The sequence below is a fragment of the Pseudomonas sp. NPDC077186 genome, assembly GCF_044543505.1.
GTDB lineage: Bacteria > Pseudomonadota > Gammaproteobacteria > Pseudomonadales > Pseudomonadaceae > Aquipseudomonas.
Map to the genome: position 1 here is coordinate 56,204 of NZ_JBITWE010000005.1, position 16,050 is coordinate 72,253.

Here is a 16,050-nt window from a genome sequence, read left to right on the forward strand (position 1 = left end):
CGCGAACAACGACTATCGAACCCAGGTGCTCACGGCGCACCCTACGCCAGGGACCTGCGTGTGGCACGCAATTGATCGAGCAGCAGCAACAGGCCGAGCAGGGCCAGGGCATAGAGCGCGTCAGTGCCGAGCATCGCCAGCACCGCGGCGCACAGCAGGCTGGCCAGCCCGGCCAGCCAGCGCCACACCCCACGCAGCAGCACCACGCCTGCGGCCATGCTGAATAGGTAGATCAGCACGAAGTTGCCGTTGGCGTAGCGGATCAGGTCGTCCACCGACAGTTTCAGCACGGCCGCCAGCCCCGCGCACAGCGCGCAACTGATCACCACCAGCAGCAAGGCGCGCGCCGGCACGCCGTGGCCATTGCGCTGGGCCAAGGGCGCGGGCAGCTTGCCCTCGTCGGCCAGGCTCCAGATCAGCCGGGCGAAACCCTGGATATACACGTTCATCGAGGCGAAGCAGGCCAGGTAGCCGACCAGCGCCACCAGCACCCGTGCGCGCTCGCCCAGCAGCAGCTCGAACAGCCGCGGCAGGGCGGTGGTGTCGCTGTGCACGTCGCCATGGGTGGCGAAGCTCAGCACCGCCACCGAGCAGGCCCAGTACACCAGGCCGGCGAGCAGCACGCCGAGCAGCAGGGCCAGGGGGAAGTCGCGCTCGGGGCGCTTGAACTCCTCGCCCAGGTGGGTGAAGGCCTCGATGCCGACGAAGCACCAGAACATCACCCCCAGCGCCGCCGGCAGCAGCTGCCACTGGCCGCTCAGCGGCGGCAACAGCGGCTGGCTGGCGCGCGGCAAGTCGCCGACCCACCAGATCAGCGCCACACTGGCGACTATCGCCACCGCGATCAGCCCCTGCAGCACGCCCGAGGCCCTGGTCGGGCGCTGGCCGAGCAGCAGGATGGCGCCGAGGGTGGCCAGCTGGATCGCCAGCAGCCCGGCGCCGGAGAGGTCGAACAGGGCCAGCCAGAAACCGCTGGCGATATGCAGCGCGGCGGGCAGGCCGACCGGCAGCACGGCGAGAAACAGCAGCGCGCTGACCCCTTCCAGGCGCTGGCCGAAGGCGCGGCCGATCAGGTGCGGCGCGCCGCCGGCATGGGGGAAGCGCTTGCCCAGCTGGGCGAAGGTGAAGGCCACCGGCAGCACCAGGGCGATCAGCACTAGCCAGGCCCACAGCGAGGCCTGCCCGGCGGCGGTGGCGGCCAGCGCCGGCACCACGAAGATGCCGGTGCCGAGCAGTGAGGTGCTGAGCAGGGCGATGCCTTGCAGCAGGCCCAGTTCCTTGTTCAGTCGACTCATGGGGTATGCTCGTGTCCTTGCGCAGAATCCCGCCATGGTAAGCCGGCGCTCCCGTGCAGGGCGTCGGCTTTCGCCGTCGAAACGGCGGTTCTGTCCCTCAATCCGCTTGTTGTCTGAGACCCCCCGTGGACAAGTTCGACCGCCAGATCCTCGCCCTGCTGCGCCGCGATGCGCGCACCCCCGTCAGCCAGATCGCCCGCGAGGTGAACCTCTCGCGTTCGGCGGTCAGCGAGCGCATCCGCCAGCTGGAAGGCAGCGGGGTGATCCGCGGCTACCACGCCCAGGTCGCCGAGCCGGGGGCGGACGCGGTCAAGGCCTTCTTCGAGCTGTTCTACAAGGACGGCCGCTGCCAGGACTACGTCGAGCGCATGCGCCTGTATCCGGAGATCCGCCGCTGCTGCGGCATCAGCGGCGAGACCGACATGCTGGTGTACGTCGAGGCGGCCAGCATGACGCGCCTGAGCGAGATCCGCGACGCCCTCGAGGCCTTCCCGCAGATGCAGCGGGTCAAGACCCATATGGTGGTGCAGGAGTGGGGAATGTGAAACTGGAAAGGAGGATGACGGCGCTGCCGTCATCCTGCGTTGCCGGGGCTATTGGCTGGGCTATTGCTCAGCGGCCTGAGGCTGATTGTTGAGCGTGAGGCTATCCGCCGGCTTGGCGTCGGCGACGACGGGCGTCAGCGACGCGGAGGCATCTTCCGGCAGCTTGTACATGGCGCCAGTGGCGGGATCTACCGCGAACAGCCCGATAAGACCGCCGAACACGATATTCCCCCAGTACCAGCCATCCAGGCTGCTGTGCAGCGTGGTGGTCTGTTCCGAGAAGCCTTCCTTGCGGAATGCGATGGTGTAGTCCTCTCCCTTGAAATACCCGGCCCCGGATTTGAGCGAAACGGTGCCAGGGGTCATGCCCTTGTGCACCACTTTTCCGGCGCGGTTGCGCACTTCGAACTCGGCGCCTTCCGGGGCGCTGGTGACGCTTACCGGGTAGGTGGATTCGCTGACGATGCTGGCGCATCCGCTCAGGATGAACGACAGGGCGACGGGCGCGAGGGCGCTGCCAAATTTGTATTTATGCATTCCGTTACTACTTCCCTAGTAGTGAGTCTCATGGCGAATTGCCCTTACTGGGCGCGGCGATGATAGGGAAGGTTGACGAATGGCGGAAATGGCAAAATGAGATTATTTGGCCATCACATGCTGGCGCCGAGGGTGCTGGGCGGGTTCTTGCGCCAAGACGAAAAGCCATGCATGGTCTGCCGCTTTGATTGTGAATCCCGCCATGCGCCTTCTGCACACCTCCGACTGGCACCTGGGCCAGCACTTCATGGGCAAGACCCGCCAGGCCGAGCACCAGGCGTTTTGCGCCTGGCTGCTGGAACAGGTGCGGGCGCACGCGGTGGACGTGTTACTGATCGCCGGCGATGTGTTCGACACCGGCGCGCCGCCCAGCTATGCGCGCGAGCAGTACAACCGCCTGGTGGTCGAGCTGCGCGACTCCGGCTGCGCGCTGATCGTGCTCGGCGGCAACCACGACTCGCCGGCCATGCTCGGCGAGAGCAGAACCCTGCTGGCCCAGCTCGGCGCGCGGGTGGTCCCCGGCGTCGGCCTCGATCCCGCCGAACAGCTGCTGGTGCTGCACGACCGCGCCGGCGCGCCGGGTGCCATCCTCTGCGCCATTCCCTTTATCCGTCCGCGCGAGGTGCTGGCCAGCCAGGCCGGGCAGAGCGCGCAGGACAAGCAGCAGTCGCTGCAGCAGGCCATCGCCGAGCACTACCGGGCGCTGTTCGCCCTGGCCGAGGCCCGCCGCGCCGAACTGGGCCTGGCCCTGCCGATCGTCGCCAGCGGCCACCTCACCACGGTCGGCGCCAGCGCCAGCGAATCGGTGCGCGAGATCTACGTCGGCAGCCTGGAGGCCTTTCCCACCAGCGCCTTCCCGCCGGCCGACTATATCGCCCTGGGCCATATCCACCGGCCGCAGAAGGTCGCCGGCCTGGAGCAGATCCGCTACTGCGGCTCGCCGATTGCGCTGTCCTTCGACGAGGCCAGGCAGCAGAAGGAAGTGCTGCTGGTCGAGTTCGGCGCCGGCGCCTTGCAGGCGGTCACGCCGCTGCCCGTACCCTGCTTCCAGCCCCTGGCCAGCCTGCGCGGCTCGCTGGCGGAACTGGCGGATGCCATCGCCGAACAGGCCGCCCAGGGCAGCGCCGAACGGCCGGTATGGCTGGAGGTGCAGGTGCGCGGCGACGACTACCTGAGCGACCTGCACAGCCGCATCGCCGCACTGTGCGAAGGGCTGCCGGTGGAAGTGCTGCGCATCCGACGCGAGCGTGGCAACGCCGCCGCCAGCCTGACCAGCGAGGCGCGCGAGACGCTGGACGAGCTGTCCGCCGCCGAGGTGTTCGACAGACGCCTACAGCAGGAACAACTGGGCGCGGAAGAGACGCAGCGCTTGCAGGGGCTTTATCGCAGGGTGCTGGAAGATGTGTGGGGCGAACAGGGCTGAGTTCGCCGAGCAAACGGGCGAAGCGTTCTGAAAAGCCCGGGTTTGCCTAGGCATGATCGCTCGTTGCCACTATTTATCCGGCATGGTGTATAACCTGCCAAACACCCCATCGCCTCGCCGCAAGCCGCGCAGTAGACAGGAGCTGCTAGATGACAAGGAAGGTTATCCACCACTGCCGGTCGGCAGGTTATACACCATTTGGTGTCTATTTATAGTTACCCAACAATAGGCCCCATCGGCGTAGGGAAACCGTAAATGGCAAGGAATCCGACTGGCGAAAACTCGAAAAAGCAGCTATTACGCTGTATAGACACTCGGTGGAGCATAACGAAGTTAATGCACACACCGAGTGTCTATACAGCGGTGCGCCGTATTCTTTCGTTTTTCTCCCGTCCGAGTTTTCATTGCATTTACCGCCCTGCTGCGCAGGGAGTGCAATATTGTCGGATAACTAGTCGCTCAAGCACACACTCGCCAAAAAGCGCGCGAGCGGTGCTTAGCTCCGATAGTTAGGTAGCTTATTCGTGCAATTCATTCGCACCACTAAAGCAACAGACTGGAAGCGACCAACCCCTTCAATCGTTGAGCGCATCGAAAGAGCACTTCTGAGTTTTATACCAAGAGCCAATCCTGGCTATGAATCGAAACTTCATCTAGTAAATGAATGGCTAATAGAGTTTGACGACAGAGGTTTACCCAATCGTGAAATCGGTATAACCAAAAATGGCACACCGGTCATCGCAGGGCCAAATAAAGAAAACTATGGCTTCTGGCTTGATACCAACATGAGCATTGCTGATTTTTGCGATACCCCGATTACCAGGGATGAATTCGAAACAGCCTGGAAAGAAGCAGTAGAAAAGCTAAAATTTCGAGCGCCACCTAACTAGTGGTTCAAGTCGTTCGCTGCGCTCACTCGGGACGGGCTAAAGCCCGCCCCTTAACCAAACGTTAGAGTGCTTTTCTATGCCCTTTGATCTAGCCGAAAATTTTATCTCTGCAGCAGAGGAATTGTTACAGGCAAAGCTCCCAGCCTCTTACCGAAGCTCAATGCTTATAAGTAATGGCGGGGAGCTAGAAATCGAAGATGATGTTTGGCAGCAGTACCCTATAGCCGACACGTCGGATCGCAAGCGTCTGTCTCGCACCGCAAACCATATAATAAAAGAGACTAGTCACTTAAAAAGCTGGCCAGGCTTTCCTGAAGAGGCAATAGCAATTGCCGGCAACGGCAGCGGCGACCAGTTGGTTCTGCTAAAAGAAGGTACATCTTTTGGGCAAGAAATTTATATTTGGGCGCATGAAAGCGGTAAGCTTCAAAAAATAGCCAACGATTTTTCCGCGCTAACAGCACTCTAACAGCATTCAAGCCACTCGCTTCGCTCACTGCGGGACCGGCTAAAGCCGGCCCCTTAACCAAACGTTATGTTCGACCAAGGGTTTACATTGTGATGCGCCACTTGATCATTCTAGGTCTTGCACTGCTTACATCATCATGCATCCGAATGGGTGATGGAATGTTTATGGTTCAAGGAGCGTTAGTTGGCTTGCCAAACAAAGAAAAATGCTCACTCTCCCTTAGCTTAAGAAATGAAGAAAGCGCCCAACCTTGGAAAACTGTGGAAGTAAGCGGAAATTTCCATGATGGCTTCACTGTTTCACCGTACTCAAATAATTATCAAATACGCATTTCCTGCAATGGAAAACTGGTCGCATCAAAGCTTGTAAAATATCCTCAAGACATGGGTGTCGGTGGAACAGTGGATCTAGGCAAGGTTAATGTGCAATGGTGAAACATAACTAGTGGTTCAAGCCGTTCGCTTCGCTCACTGGGACGGGCTAAAGCCCGCCCCTTAACCAAACGTTAGCTCTGCTTGCGCCACCCCGAAAGTGACACTATAGTATCACTCCTACCTAGTTCAGGGTGCCACCATGAAAGTTGAGCTCGTCACCAATCTCAAGCGCCAAGCTACGAAAATCCTTGCAGATCTGCATGTCTCAAAGGAGCCGGTACTGATCACCGAGCATGGCCAACCATCTGCGTATCTCGTCGATGTACAGGATTACGAGTTCATGCAACGTCGACTGGCACTGCTTGAAGGGCTCTCACGTGGAGAGCGCGCTGTCCTTGAAGGGAGGACGTACACCCAAAGTGAGGCCAAGGAGAAAATGAGCAAATGGCTGAAGTAATCTGGACGGAACCCGCCCTCCAAGAGCTGGAAGCCATCGCTGAGTACATAGCCCTAGATAATCCCACAGCAGCAAGCCAGTTAGTCAGCGCTGTTTTCGAAAAAACCAAACGCCTGGAAAGTTTTCCCCAATCAGGTCGAATTCCGCCAGAACTTCCAAATTCCGTTTATAGAGAGCTAGTGGCACCACCCTGCCGGGTTCTTTATCGTGAAGATGGCAAACAGGTTTTCATCCTCTTCGTTATGAGAGAAGAGCGGCAGCTTCGCGCTTATATGCTTGGAAATAGCTAACAATTGTATATGGACTCTCCCCACAAGTAGTGAGCAAAGCTTTGCTTTTGCACCTGTCGTCAGCGCGGTTGCATTCGTATATCCGGCCTGTTTTGGGCTTTTCCGCCCTGGTCATTCTGTAGTTCGCACAGCGGGGGCCAAGCGTTCAAGCGATCACGTGGATCAGCATTGTTATCGGCCATATTCCTCTGCAGGACTCGTCTGTTCCGACAGTGCTGCTGCTCGCCACAACCACCAGAAAACCATCACGCCTTCCTGATTACCCCCGCCGTCAGGCGGGCTTCACACTTTGCCAGTCGTCGCTGAAACGCCGCTCATGGCACCATACCGCCCAGCAGATCCGCACCAGCGTGTTGGCCAGCGCCAGCGCTGCCCGATGCGTGCCGCTGTCTACCATGCGTCGCACCTACTTGCCGGGTTGAATACCATGTAATACATTGCATTCAGCCGTAAGGAGGGCATCCCGATGAGCGTCACAACCGTCCGTCTTCAACCAGAGCTCGAAGAAAATCTTGGGGCTATGGCCGAAAAGCTTCACAGAAGTAAAAGTTGGCTTATCAATCAAGCGCTTAAAGAGTTTTTTGAGCGTCAGGAGCTAGAGCAGTCCCGCTGGCAGGAAACACTGCAAGCTATGGAGTCAGTGGCGCAAGGCCGGGTCGTTTCCGGAGAAGCAGTAAATGCTTGGCTCCAAAGTTGGGGCACCACCAATGAGCTATCGCCACCGAAGGCTGGTCAATGAGACTGGTCTACTCAGAAAACGCCGTAGCAGACCTCGTTCGCTTGCGCGAATTCATAGCAGAGAAAGATCCTCTTGCTGCTGCACGCGTTGCTGCAGAGCTCATTTCCCGCATCGATACTCTTTGTCTATTTCCAGAAGCGGGCCGCACTGTCGAGCTTGCTCCAACTCCAAAAGTTATTCGCGATGCAGTTTTCGGAAAGTACATAATTCGCTATTCAGTCCACACAGAAACAGTCGTTATTCTTCGTATATGGCACCACAACGAAGACCGTGCACAAAGCATCTAACAACTTCTATGGACTCGCTCCACAAGTAGCGAGCAATGCTGTGCTTTTGCACCTGTCGTCAGCGCGGTTGCATTCGTATATCCAGACTGTTCTTGAAATCTACCGCCTTGGTCGTTCAGCCGTCCGCGCAGGCGGGTGAACCAGCCAAGCCGCTGCAGCCATCGGCCAACAATGCCAGAATGCCCGCCTGATTCCCGGCTAGCCATTCCCGCATGAAAATCCTCAGCCTGCGCCTGAAGAACCTCAATTCGCTCAAGGGCGAGTGGAGGATCGATTTTTCCGCCGCGCCCTTCGCCGACAGCGGCCTGTTCGCCATCACCGGGCCCACCGGGGCGGGCAAGACCACGCTGCTCGACGCCATCTGCCTGGCCCTGTATCACCGCACGCCGCGCATGGGCACGCTGTCGGCCGGCGGCAACGAGCTGATGACCCGGCACACCGCCGACTGCCTGGCGGAGGTCGAGTTCGAGGTCAAGGGCCAGGGCTATCGCGCCTTCTGGAGCCAGCGCCGCGCGCGCGACAAGGTCGACGGCGCGCTGCAGGCGCCCAAGGTGGAGCTGGCGCGCATCGCCGGCGGCGAGATCCTCACCGACAAGATTCGCGAGAAGGAGAGCCTGACCGCCGAGCTCACCGGCCTGGACTTCGAGCGCTTCACCAAGTCCATGCTGCTGGCCCAGGGCGGTTTCGCCGCCTTTCTCGAGGCGGGCGCCAATCAGCGCGCCGAGCTGCTCGAGGAGTTGACCGGCACCGAGGTGTACGGGCGGATTTCGCAGCAGGTCTACGAGCGCACCAAGGCCGCCGAGCAGGCGCTGAACCTGCTGAAAAGCCGCGCCCAGGGCATGGAACTGCTCGACGAGGCGCAGCGCGGCGAATTGCAGGCCGAGCACCAGCGCCTGAGCCAGGAGGAAGCGCCGCTGCTGGCCCGGCAACAAAGCCTGCAGGCCCAGCGCCGCTGGCGCGAGGCCCTGCACCAGGCCGAGCAGCAGTGCCAGCAGGCGCAGCTGGGGCTGGAGCAGGCGCAGCAGGCTCAGGCGCAGGCGGCTGGCGAGCTGCAGCGCCTGGCCGCCAGCGAGCCGGCGGCGCGGTTGCAGCCGCTGTACCAGGGCTGGCAGCAGGCGCAGCAGGACAGCCAGCAGGCGCGCGAGGGGCTGGACGAGTTGCAACGGCAGCAGCGCGGCAGTGCCGAGCGCGAGCGCCAGCAGCTCTGGCTGGCCAGCCGCTATGCCGAGCAAGTCTTGAGTCTGCGCCAGGGCGAATTGCAGGCGCTGCTCGAACGGCGGCAAAGCCTGCAGGCCTGCCTGAGCGCTGCTCCGCAGCGGGCGCGGCTGGGCGAGTTGCTGGGCGGCTGGCGCGCGCAGTTCGACCAGCGCGGGCAGCTGCTCAGGGAGCAGCAGGCGCTGCAGACGCGCCTGGCGCAGGAGGCCGAGCAACTCGTCGCCCTGCAGCGTCAAGGCGAGGAGCGCTTGGCGCAGCATGAGCAAGCCGCCCAGCGCCTGGAGCAGGCGCGCGCCAGCGAAGCCCGGCAGCAGGTCGAGCTGCAGGCCTTGCTCGGCGACGGCGGCGAGGCCGGGCTGCGCCAGCGCTGGCAGCAGCTGCAGGTGCAGGGCAGGGCGCTGGACCGTCTGGAGCAGCTGGCGCAGACGCGCGAACGCCTGGCCGGGCAGCTCGCCGAGCTGACCCCGCGCCTGGCGCAGCTGCAGCACCAGCACGCCGGCAAGCAGGACGAAATCGGCGCCCTGCGCGAGCGCTACAAGGCGCTCAAGCAGCAGCTGGCCGACAAGGATAAGCTGTTGGAGCAGGAACAGCGCATCGAGGATCTGCAGGCCTATCGCGCCCGCTTGCAGCCGGGCGAGGCCTGCCCGCTGTGCGGCTCGCACCAGCACCCGGCGGTCAGCCAGTACCAGGCGCTCGATGTTTCCGCCACGCGCCAGGCGCTGGAGCGGTGCCGCCACGATCTGGCGCAGCTGGAGGACCAGGGCGCCAGCCTGCGCGACGAGCTGACCCGCCTGGCCACGCAGATCGCCCAACTACAGCAGCAGCTGGAGCAGGCCCGCGAACAGACTGCCCAGCTGGATGCGCAGTGGCAGCAGCAACTGGCCGAGCAGGCATTGTCGCTGGCCGATGGCGCGGCCCTGGCCGAGCTGCAGCGCAGCCATGAGCAGGGCCTGGCGCAGGTGCAGGGCCGGCTGGCCCAGGTCGAGAGCCGGCAGGCCGAACTGGCGCAGGCGCGCGGCGCCCGCGAGGTCGCCGAGCGGGCCCTGGCCGATACGCAGCAACGCCAGGCGCTGCTGGCGCGCGATCTGCACAACCTGCAGGCGCGCCAGGCCGAGCAGCAGGGGCGTCTGCAGCAGCTGGAGCGGGAGCTGCAGCACCGGGGCCAGGCGCTGCTGGCCAGCCTGGACGGCTTCGCCGACCAGTTGCCGGCCGATGGCGCCGCCTGGCTGGACGAACAGCAAGGCGCCTGGCGCGACTGGCAGCAGGCCCAGGCGCAGGATCAGCAGCTGCAGGAGCAGCAGCGCGAGGCGCAGCGCCTGCTCGCCGAGGCCGAGGCGCAGGCCGCTCAGTGGCAGCAGCGCTGGCAGGCGGCAGGCGCCTCGGCATGGGCCGAGCCCGAGCCTGCGGCGCAAGCCGAGCAGGCCCTGCAGGATGCGGCCGCCGATCTTGCCAGCGCCCAGCGCGAAGGCGATGCCCTGCGTGGCCGGGAGCAGAGCCAGCAGGCGCTGCTGCAGCAACTGCAGGCGCGCCTGAACGACGCCGAGCAGCGTTGGCAGCAGGCGCTGGCGGCCAGCCCCTTCGCCGACCTGCCGGCGTTCCTCGCCGCGCTGCTGGCCGAGGACGAACGCGAGCGCCTCGCCGCCCTGCAGGCGCGATTGCAGCGCGCCCTGACCGAGGCGGCGACCCTGCTGGCCGCCGCCGAGGCGCAGCTGCAGCAGTTGCGCGCTGCGCCGCAGACCGAACTGGCGCTGGCCGAGCTGGACGCGCAGCTGCAGGCGCTGCAGGGCGAAGTGCGCGCGCTGAGCCAGCGTCAGGGCGAACTGCGCGCGCAGCTGCAGGCCGACGATGCGCGGCGCAGCAGCCAGCAGGCGCTGTTCGCCGAGATCGAGGCGCAGCAGAGCGAGCACGCGCTGTGGCAGCAGCTCAACGGTCTGATCGGTTCGGCCGACGGCGCCAAGTTCCGCAAGTTCGCCCAGGGCCTGACCCTGGATCACCTGATCCACCTGGCCAACCGCCAGCTGGCGCGCCTGCACGGCCGCTACCAGCTGGCGCGCAAGGGCAGCGGCGAGCTGGAGCTGGAAGTGCTCGACACCTGGCAGGCCGACGTGGCGCGCGACTGCCGCACCCTGTCCGGCGGCGAGAGTTTTCTGGTCAGCCTGGCGCTGGCCCTGGCACTGTCCGACCTGGTCAGCCACAAGACCAGCATCGACTCGCTGTTTCTCGACGAGGGCTTCGGCACCCTCGACGGCGAGACCCTGGAAGTGGCGCTGGACGCGCTGGACAACCTCAACGCCAGCGGCAAGACCATCGGCGTGATCAGTCACGTCGAGGCGATGAAGGAGCGCATCCCGGTGCAGCTGCGCGTATACAAGGGCGTCGGCCTCGGCTACAGCCGGCTCGACGCGCGTTTTGCGGTGAAGGAAGGAGCGTAGCGATGTTGATGCAAGCCAATGAGTCCACCCTGCTGTTGATCGACCTGCAGGAGCGCCTGCTGCCGGCCATCGACGGCGCCGCCGAGCTGGCCGAGCAGGCCGCCTGGCTGCTGCGTCTGGCGCAGCGCCTGCAGGTGCCGGTGATCGCCACCGAGCAGTACCCCAAGGGCCTGGGGCCGACCCTGGCGCCGCTGCGCGAGCTGCTGCCGGCGGGCGCGGTGCGCGAGAAGATCCACTTTGCCGCCACGGCAGGCGCCGGGCTGTTCGACCTGCCCGGCGGCGCGCGTCGGCAGTTCGTGGTGATGGGCGCGGAAACCCACGTCTGCGTGCTGCAGACGGTGCTCGGCCTGCTCGCCGCTGGGCGCGAGGTGTTCGTGGTGGACGAGGCGGTGGGCTCGCGGCGGCCGAGCGACAAGGCCCTGGGCCTGGCGCGGATGGAGCGCGCCGGGGCGACGATCGTCTCGCGCGAGATGGTCGCCTTCGAGTGGCTGGAGCAGGCCGGTAGCGAGCTGTTCCGCCAGGTCAGCCGCGAGTTTATCCGCTAGGCGACGCGGTCCGTAGGAGCCGGCTTGCCGGCGATCCCTGCACGGAGGATCGCGCTGCACCGATTCAGCGCGTAGGGGTGGATCACGCTTCACCGATCCACCGCTCCACCGCTCTGGTGGATGTGGCAAGCGACATCCACCCTACGGCCTGGGGCCGTCCGTCCGCTGGCGGGGAAAGGACCGGCAACTGTTCTACTGTGGTGGGGTATGCGCCGCGCGGGCGGCGCCCTTCACCCGCTACAGGAGCAGAAGCGATGGGCAAGAAGATCCTGGTGGTGCTGACCAGCGTGGCCAAGTATCCCAACCTCGACCGGGCCACCGGTCTGTGGCTGGGCGAGGCGGTGCATTTCGTCAAGAAACTGCAGGCGGACGGTCACACGGTGGACTACGTCAGCCCGCTGGGCGGCTATACGCCCATCGACCCGCACAGCCTGGCGATGGCCGAGCCGGTGGACTGGCAGTGGTATCAGGACAAGGCCTTCATGAACCGCCTAGGCGCCACCCTGCGCCCGGATCAGGTCGGGGCCGAGGACTACGCGGCGATCTACTACGCCGGCGGCCACGGGGTGCTTTGGGATTTCCCCGACAACGCCGCACTGCAGGCGCTGGCGCGCGACATCTACGAGGCCGGCGGGGTGGTCGCCTCGGTTTGCCACGGCGCGGTCGGCCTGCTCAACATCAGGCTGTCCGACGGCGCGCTGCTGGTGGCCGGCAAGCGCGTCACCGGCTTCTCCAATACCGAGGAGAAGCTCGCCCAGCTGGATCAGCACGTGCCCTTTCTCACCGAGACCGAGCTGGTTCGGCGCGGCGCCCACTACGAGAAGGCACCGGAACCCTGGCTGCCGTTCGCCATCGCCGACCAGCGCCTGATCACCGGGCAGAACCCGGCCTCCGGCGGGCCGGTGGCCGATCTGGTGCTGGCCGAATTGCAGCAGGGGGCGGCGCAGAGCTAGTGTGGCGCCGGCGCGACGGGCAGATAGCGGCCCGTCTGCAGGTCGTCGAAGTAGCGCTGGTAGCGGCCGCTGTCGCGGTATTGCTGCAGGCGGGCGTCGAAGCGGGCGCGTAGGGCGTCGCTGGCGGCCAGGCGCTTGGGCAGCATCAGGTAGCTGAGGTTGCTGAGCAGCGGCTTGGGGTGGTGGGTGATGCGTGCCGCATCGGCCGCGCCGAACTGGTTGCGCAGCGCGGCATAGCCGACGTTGATCTCCTGCGGGTAGAGCACCACGCGCTCCTTGAGCAGCTTCTCGAAGTTCTGCCGGTCGCTGGAGACCCGCTCCATGCGCACCTTGCCGCTCTGCAGAAAGGCGTCGAAGGCCGGGCCGTAGCTGTATTCCAGGCCGCCGCCGAGGGTCATGCCACTGAGGTCGTCGAAACGCCGCCAGTCGAACGGCTGGCTCTTGAGGTGGAAGAACACGAACTGCTCGTCGAGCAACGGCGCGCTGAACAGGAAATCCGCCTCGCGCTCGGCCTTGTGCATCCACACCGCGCTGGCATCGAAGCGCCCGGCGGCGGCCTCGGCGTAGGCGCGTGGCCAGGGCAGGAAGTGGAACTCGACGCGGTAACCCTCCTCGGCCAGCAGATCGCCGATCAGGTGGGCGACCGGCCCCTGGCGTTCCAGCGTGGCGGACAGGTAGGGCGGCCATTCGCCGGCACTGATGCGCAGCAGCGGCGCCTCGGCGCGGGCCAGGGCGCTGCACAGCAGGATCGACAGCAGGATGGCGAAGCGGTAAGCCATGAGCACTCCTCGCGCAGGCAGACGGCGCCATGCTGGCACTGTGCTGCTTGCCCTGTGTTGATCTTAGTCAGGCGCGCCGGCCGCTGTCTGCCCCTCGGCCGCTGCAGTTGCAAGCGCATCTTTCCGGGCAGCGCCGGGCCGGCGCCGAAATGCGGGCGGGCGGCGCTGCCCGGGCCATGGATTATTGCGAGGCGGCGCACTAGAGTGCGCAGCACGCGACATCCCGGCTCGCGGACAACGGCGGCGAGCATTCCCCCATGGCGTTATCTTCCTGGCTGACCCTCGGTCTTTTCGTTCTCACCTACCTGGGCATGGCCGCTGGCGGCGTGCGCGGGCTGCGCATCGACCGCAGCTGGATCGCCGCCTGCGCCGCGGTGCTGTTGCTGGTCAGCGGCGCGCTGAGCATGGACGAGGCGGCGCGGCACCTGGATGCCGGGGCCTTGCTGCTGTTGCTGGCGCTGATGCTGATTTCCGCGCAGTTCGACTTCTCCGGGGTGTACGCCTGGCTCAACCAGTACCTGACCCACCATGCCCAGCGCCCGGCGCTGCTGCTGGCCGGGGTGGTGCTGCTCGGCGGGCTGCTCTCGGCGCTGCTGGTCAACGATATCGTCGCCTTCGCCCTGACCCCGCTGCTGTGCCACAGCCTGCAGCTGCGCGGCCTCGATCCGCGGCCGTTTCTCCTGGCCCTGGCGCTGTCGTGCAACGCCGGCTCGGCCGCCAGCCTGATCGGCAATCCACAGAACATCCTTATCGGCCAGGCCGGCGGCCTGGATTTCTGGGGCTATCTGGCCCTGGCTGCGCCGGTGGCGCTGCTGGCCATGGTCATCGTCTACGCCGTGCTCTGGCTGCAGTGGCGGGGGCGCTGGGGCACGCCGCAGCCGCTGCCGCCTGAGGAAACCCCGGCGGCGTGCATCTACGGCGCGCACAGCTACCTCAAGCCGCTGGCGGCCAGTATGGCGCTGCTGGCGCTGTTCGCCACGGCGCTGCCGCGCGAGCTGTCGGCGCTGCTGGTGGCGGCGCTGGTGATGGTGTCGCGGCGGGTGGACAGCCGCGACTATGTGCACAAGGTGGACTGGAACCTGCTGCTGCTGTTCGCCGGGCTATTTCTGGTCAGCGGCGCGGCGCTGGAGCTGCCGGAGCTGGCCGGCGCCGGGCACTGGCTCGCCGAACACGGCCTGTTGCCGCAGGGCGTGTGGGCGCTGGCCTCGGCTTCGCTGCTGGCCAGCAACCTGATCGGCAACGTGCCCTTCGTGGTGCTGCTGCTGGGGCTGCTGCCGGAACTGTCGGAGCCGGTGCTGGTGGGGCTGGCGCTGATGTCGACCCTGGCCGGCAACCTGCTGCTGATCGGCAGCGTGGTCAACCTGATCGTCGCCGAGGGGGCGAAGCGCCAAGGCGTACGCATCGGCTTCGTCGACTACGCCCGCAGCGGCGTGCCGGTGACCCTGCTGAGCATGGCTGCGGCGGGCTTGTGGCTGGGCCTGGGCGGCTGGTTGCCCTGGTAGATGGCTTGGTGCGCCCGGCCTAGGCGGCCCCGCGACACCCTAGGGCCCGGCTCGGTGTCGGCGCTCCTAGCCTGTAGGGTGCGCCGTGCGCACCAATGGAGCGGTGGCCGCGATTTGTTTGCTGCGCACGGCCTGGGCGGCCCGCGACACCCTACGGCCTAGTTCCAGCGGTCTTTGCGCCAGGCGCTGCGCTGCTCGGCATCCTTGAAGGTCCAGGCCACCAGGCGGCTCTGCTTCTGGCCCTGGGCCATGCCCAGCACCCGCACCTCACACGCGCCGGCCTTGGCCAGCCAGCCTTGCAGCAGTTCGACGTTGCCGCCCTTGGACACCAGGCTGCTGAACCACAGCAGTTGCTCGGCCACCTGCGCGCTCTCGCTGGCCATGCGCTTGAGGAAGGCCGCCTCGCCGCCCGGGCACCACAGCTCGGCAGACTGGCCGCCGAAGTTGAGCAGCGGCAGCTTGCGCTTGGGGTCGAGCTTGCCGAGGTTGCGCCACTTGCGCGTGCTGCCGCGGCTGGCGTCGTCGGCGCTGGCGTGGAAGGGCGGGTTGCACAGGCTCAGGTCGAAGCGTTCGCCGGGCTGCAGCAGGCCCTGGAAGATATGCTGCGGCGCGCCTTGCTGGCGCAGTTCGACGGCGCCGCTCAGTTGCGGGTTGGCGGCGACTATGGCGCGCGCCGAGGCCAGCGCCTCGGGCGCGATATCGGCGCCGGTGAAGTGCCAGCCGTATTCGCAGTGGCCGATCAGCGGGTAGATGCAGTTGGCGCCGACGCCTATATCCAGGGCGCGGATGGCGCCGCCACGTGGGATCTGCCCGGCATTCTCGCTGGCCAGCAGATCGGCGAGGTTGTGCAGGTAGTCGGCGCGCCCGGGGATCGGCGGGCACAGGTAGCCGTCGGGAATGTCCCAGTGCTCGATGCCGTAGAACTGCTTGAGCAGGGCGCGGTTGAAGACCTTCACCGCGGCCGGATCGGCGAAGTCGATGCTCGGCTTGCCGTAGGGGTTGGCGATGACGAAGCGGCCCAGATCGGGGCTGAGCCGGATCAGCGCGGGAAAGTCGTAATGGCCCTGGTGGCGGTTGCGCGGGTGCAGCTGGCCCTTGGCCGGAGCGGTCTTGACGGCGGGCGGGGCGGGCTTGCGCGGGCGTTTCGGCGGCTGGGGCATGGCGGGCATCTGGCGAGTCGGGGCGCGGGATTTTCCCACAGCCGGGTCTGGCGCGCACAGTTCGTGGTTCCGCTGGCATCGAAGGGAAGCTGGTGCGCGCGGCGCACCCTACGTCTCCGGCCGTTGCGATCCATAGGGTGCGCCGTGCGCACCGCAGA

At 65.4% G+C, this 16,050-nt stretch carries 17 protein-coding genes and 1 pseudogene; 13 read left to right on the forward strand and 5 right to left on the reverse strand.

What is annotated here, in order from left to right; translation table 11 throughout:
- Positions 1-41: 41 nt before the first annotated feature.
- A complete protein-coding gene (yjeH, locus tag ACIGKL_RS18475) occupies positions 42-1,295 on the reverse strand; it encodes an L-methionine/branched-chain amino acid transporter (RefSeq protein WP_397487931.1) in 1,254 nt (417 codons plus the stop codon).
- A 125-nt stretch (positions 1,296-1,420) separates the two neighbouring features.
- Between yjeH and ACIGKL_RS18480 the strand changes: the two genes are divergently transcribed.
- Positions 1,421-1,840, forward strand: a complete 420-nt coding sequence (locus tag ACIGKL_RS18480; RefSeq protein WP_397487932.1) for an Lrp/AsnC family transcriptional regulator — start codon at positions 1,421-1,423, stop codon at positions 1,838-1,840.
- Positions 1,841-1,900: 60 nt separating this feature from the next.
- On the opposite strand, the gene ACIGKL_RS18485 is transcribed toward ACIGKL_RS18480, so the two are convergent.
- The gene (locus ACIGKL_RS18485; RefSeq protein WP_397487933.1) at positions 1,901-2,377 is read right to left on the reverse strand and encodes a hypothetical protein; all 477 of its coding nucleotides are present in this window, start codon (positions 2,375-2,377) and stop codon (positions 1,901-1,903) included.
- A gap of 202 nt (positions 2,378-2,579) precedes the next feature.
- Here ACIGKL_RS18485 and sbcD point away from each other — a divergent pair, with 202 nt between their 5' ends.
- From sbcD to ACIGKL_RS18515, 6 genes are all read left to right on the forward strand, one after another.
- Positions 2,580-3,800, forward strand: coding sequence for an exonuclease subunit SbcD (gene sbcD / locus ACIGKL_RS18490; RefSeq protein ID WP_397487934.1), 1,221 nt, complete (start codon positions 2,580-2,582; stop codon positions 3,798-3,800).
- Positions 3,801-4,324: 524 nt separating this feature from the next.
- The gene (locus ACIGKL_RS18495) at positions 4,325-4,690 is read left to right on the forward strand and encodes a hypothetical protein (RefSeq protein ID WP_397487935.1); all 366 of its coding nucleotides are present in this window, start codon (positions 4,325-4,327) and stop codon (positions 4,688-4,690) included.
- 76 nt (positions 4,691-4,766) lie between these two features.
- Positions 4,767-5,159, forward strand: coding sequence for an SMI1/KNR4 family protein (locus ACIGKL_RS18500; protein ID WP_397487936.1), 393 nt, complete (start codon positions 4,767-4,769; stop codon positions 5,157-5,159).
- Positions 5,160-5,251: 92 nt separating this feature from the next.
- Positions 5,252-5,593: a hypothetical protein gene (locus tag ACIGKL_RS18505; RefSeq protein ID WP_397487937.1), complete on the forward strand. Its 342-nt coding sequence runs from the start codon at positions 5,252-5,254 to the stop codon at positions 5,591-5,593.
- A gap of 139 nt (positions 5,594-5,732) precedes the next feature.
- A complete protein-coding gene (locus ACIGKL_RS18510) occupies positions 5,733-5,990 on the forward strand; it encodes a type II toxin-antitoxin system Phd/YefM family antitoxin (protein ID WP_397487938.1) in 258 nt (85 codons plus the stop codon).
- Entirely contained in the window at positions 5,978-6,280 is a 303-nt protein-coding gene (locus ACIGKL_RS18515) for a type II toxin-antitoxin system RelE/ParE family toxin (protein WP_397487939.1), read from the forward strand. The genes ACIGKL_RS18510 and ACIGKL_RS18515 overlap by 13 nt, the downstream gene beginning before the upstream one ends.
- 271 nt (positions 6,281-6,551) lie before the next feature.
- Here the strand turns inward: ACIGKL_RS18515 and ACIGKL_RS18520 are convergent.
- Positions 6,552-6,665, reverse strand: a pseudogene (locus tag ACIGKL_RS18520) (IS110 family transposase); the annotation flags it as partial.
- A gap of 81 nt (positions 6,666-6,746) precedes the next feature.
- Between ACIGKL_RS18520 and ACIGKL_RS18525 the strand changes: the two are divergent.
- The 5 genes from ACIGKL_RS18525 to ACIGKL_RS18545 all read left to right on the forward strand — a co-directional run bounded on the left by ACIGKL_RS18525 (position 6,747) and on the right by ACIGKL_RS18545 (position 12,451).
- Entirely contained in the window at positions 6,747-7,019 is a 273-nt protein-coding gene (locus ACIGKL_RS18525) for a CopG family ribbon-helix-helix protein (protein ID WP_397487940.1), read from the forward strand.
- Positions 7,016-7,306, forward strand: coding sequence for a type II toxin-antitoxin system RelE/ParE family toxin (locus ACIGKL_RS18530; protein WP_397487941.1), 291 nt, complete (start codon positions 7,016-7,018; stop codon positions 7,304-7,306). The genes ACIGKL_RS18525 and ACIGKL_RS18530 overlap by 4 nt, the downstream gene beginning before the upstream one ends.
- A 212-nt stretch (positions 7,307-7,518) precedes the next feature.
- The gene (locus ACIGKL_RS18535) at positions 7,519-10,953 is read left to right on the forward strand and encodes an SbcC/MukB-like Walker B domain-containing protein (protein WP_397487942.1); all 3,435 of its coding nucleotides are present in this window, start codon (positions 7,519-7,521) and stop codon (positions 10,951-10,953) included.
- Positions 10,954-10,955: 2 nt separating this feature from the next.
- A complete protein-coding gene (locus ACIGKL_RS18540) occupies positions 10,956-11,498 on the forward strand; it encodes a hydrolase (protein WP_397487943.1) in 543 nt (180 codons plus the stop codon).
- Positions 11,499-11,752: 254 nt separating this feature from the next.
- Positions 11,753-12,451, forward strand: a complete 699-nt coding sequence (locus ACIGKL_RS18545; protein ID WP_397487944.1) for a type 1 glutamine amidotransferase domain-containing protein — start codon at positions 11,753-11,755, stop codon at positions 12,449-12,451.
- On the opposite strand, the gene ACIGKL_RS18550 is transcribed toward ACIGKL_RS18545, so the two are convergent.
- Positions 12,448-13,230 carry a substrate-binding periplasmic protein gene (locus ACIGKL_RS18550; protein ID WP_397487945.1) on the reverse strand — a complete coding sequence of 261 codons (783 nt, stop codon included), beginning with the start codon at positions 13,228-13,230 and terminating at the stop codon, positions 12,448-12,450. The genes ACIGKL_RS18545 and ACIGKL_RS18550 overlap by 4 nt on opposite strands.
- A 257-nt stretch (positions 13,231-13,487) precedes the next feature.
- Between ACIGKL_RS18550 and ACIGKL_RS18555 the strand changes: the two genes are divergently transcribed.
- On the forward strand, positions 13,488-14,732 hold the full coding sequence (locus tag ACIGKL_RS18555; RefSeq protein WP_397487946.1) for an SLC13 family permease: 1,245 nt from the start codon (positions 13,488-13,490) through the stop codon (positions 14,730-14,732).
- 158 nt (positions 14,733-14,890) lie between these two features.
- On the opposite strand, the gene rlmF is transcribed toward ACIGKL_RS18555, so the two are convergent.
- Entirely contained in the window at positions 14,891-15,892 is a 1,002-nt protein-coding gene (rlmF, locus tag ACIGKL_RS18560; protein WP_397488305.1) for a 23S rRNA (adenine(1618)-N(6))-methyltransferase RlmF, read from the reverse strand.
- Positions 15,893-16,050: the final 158 nt, after the last annotated feature.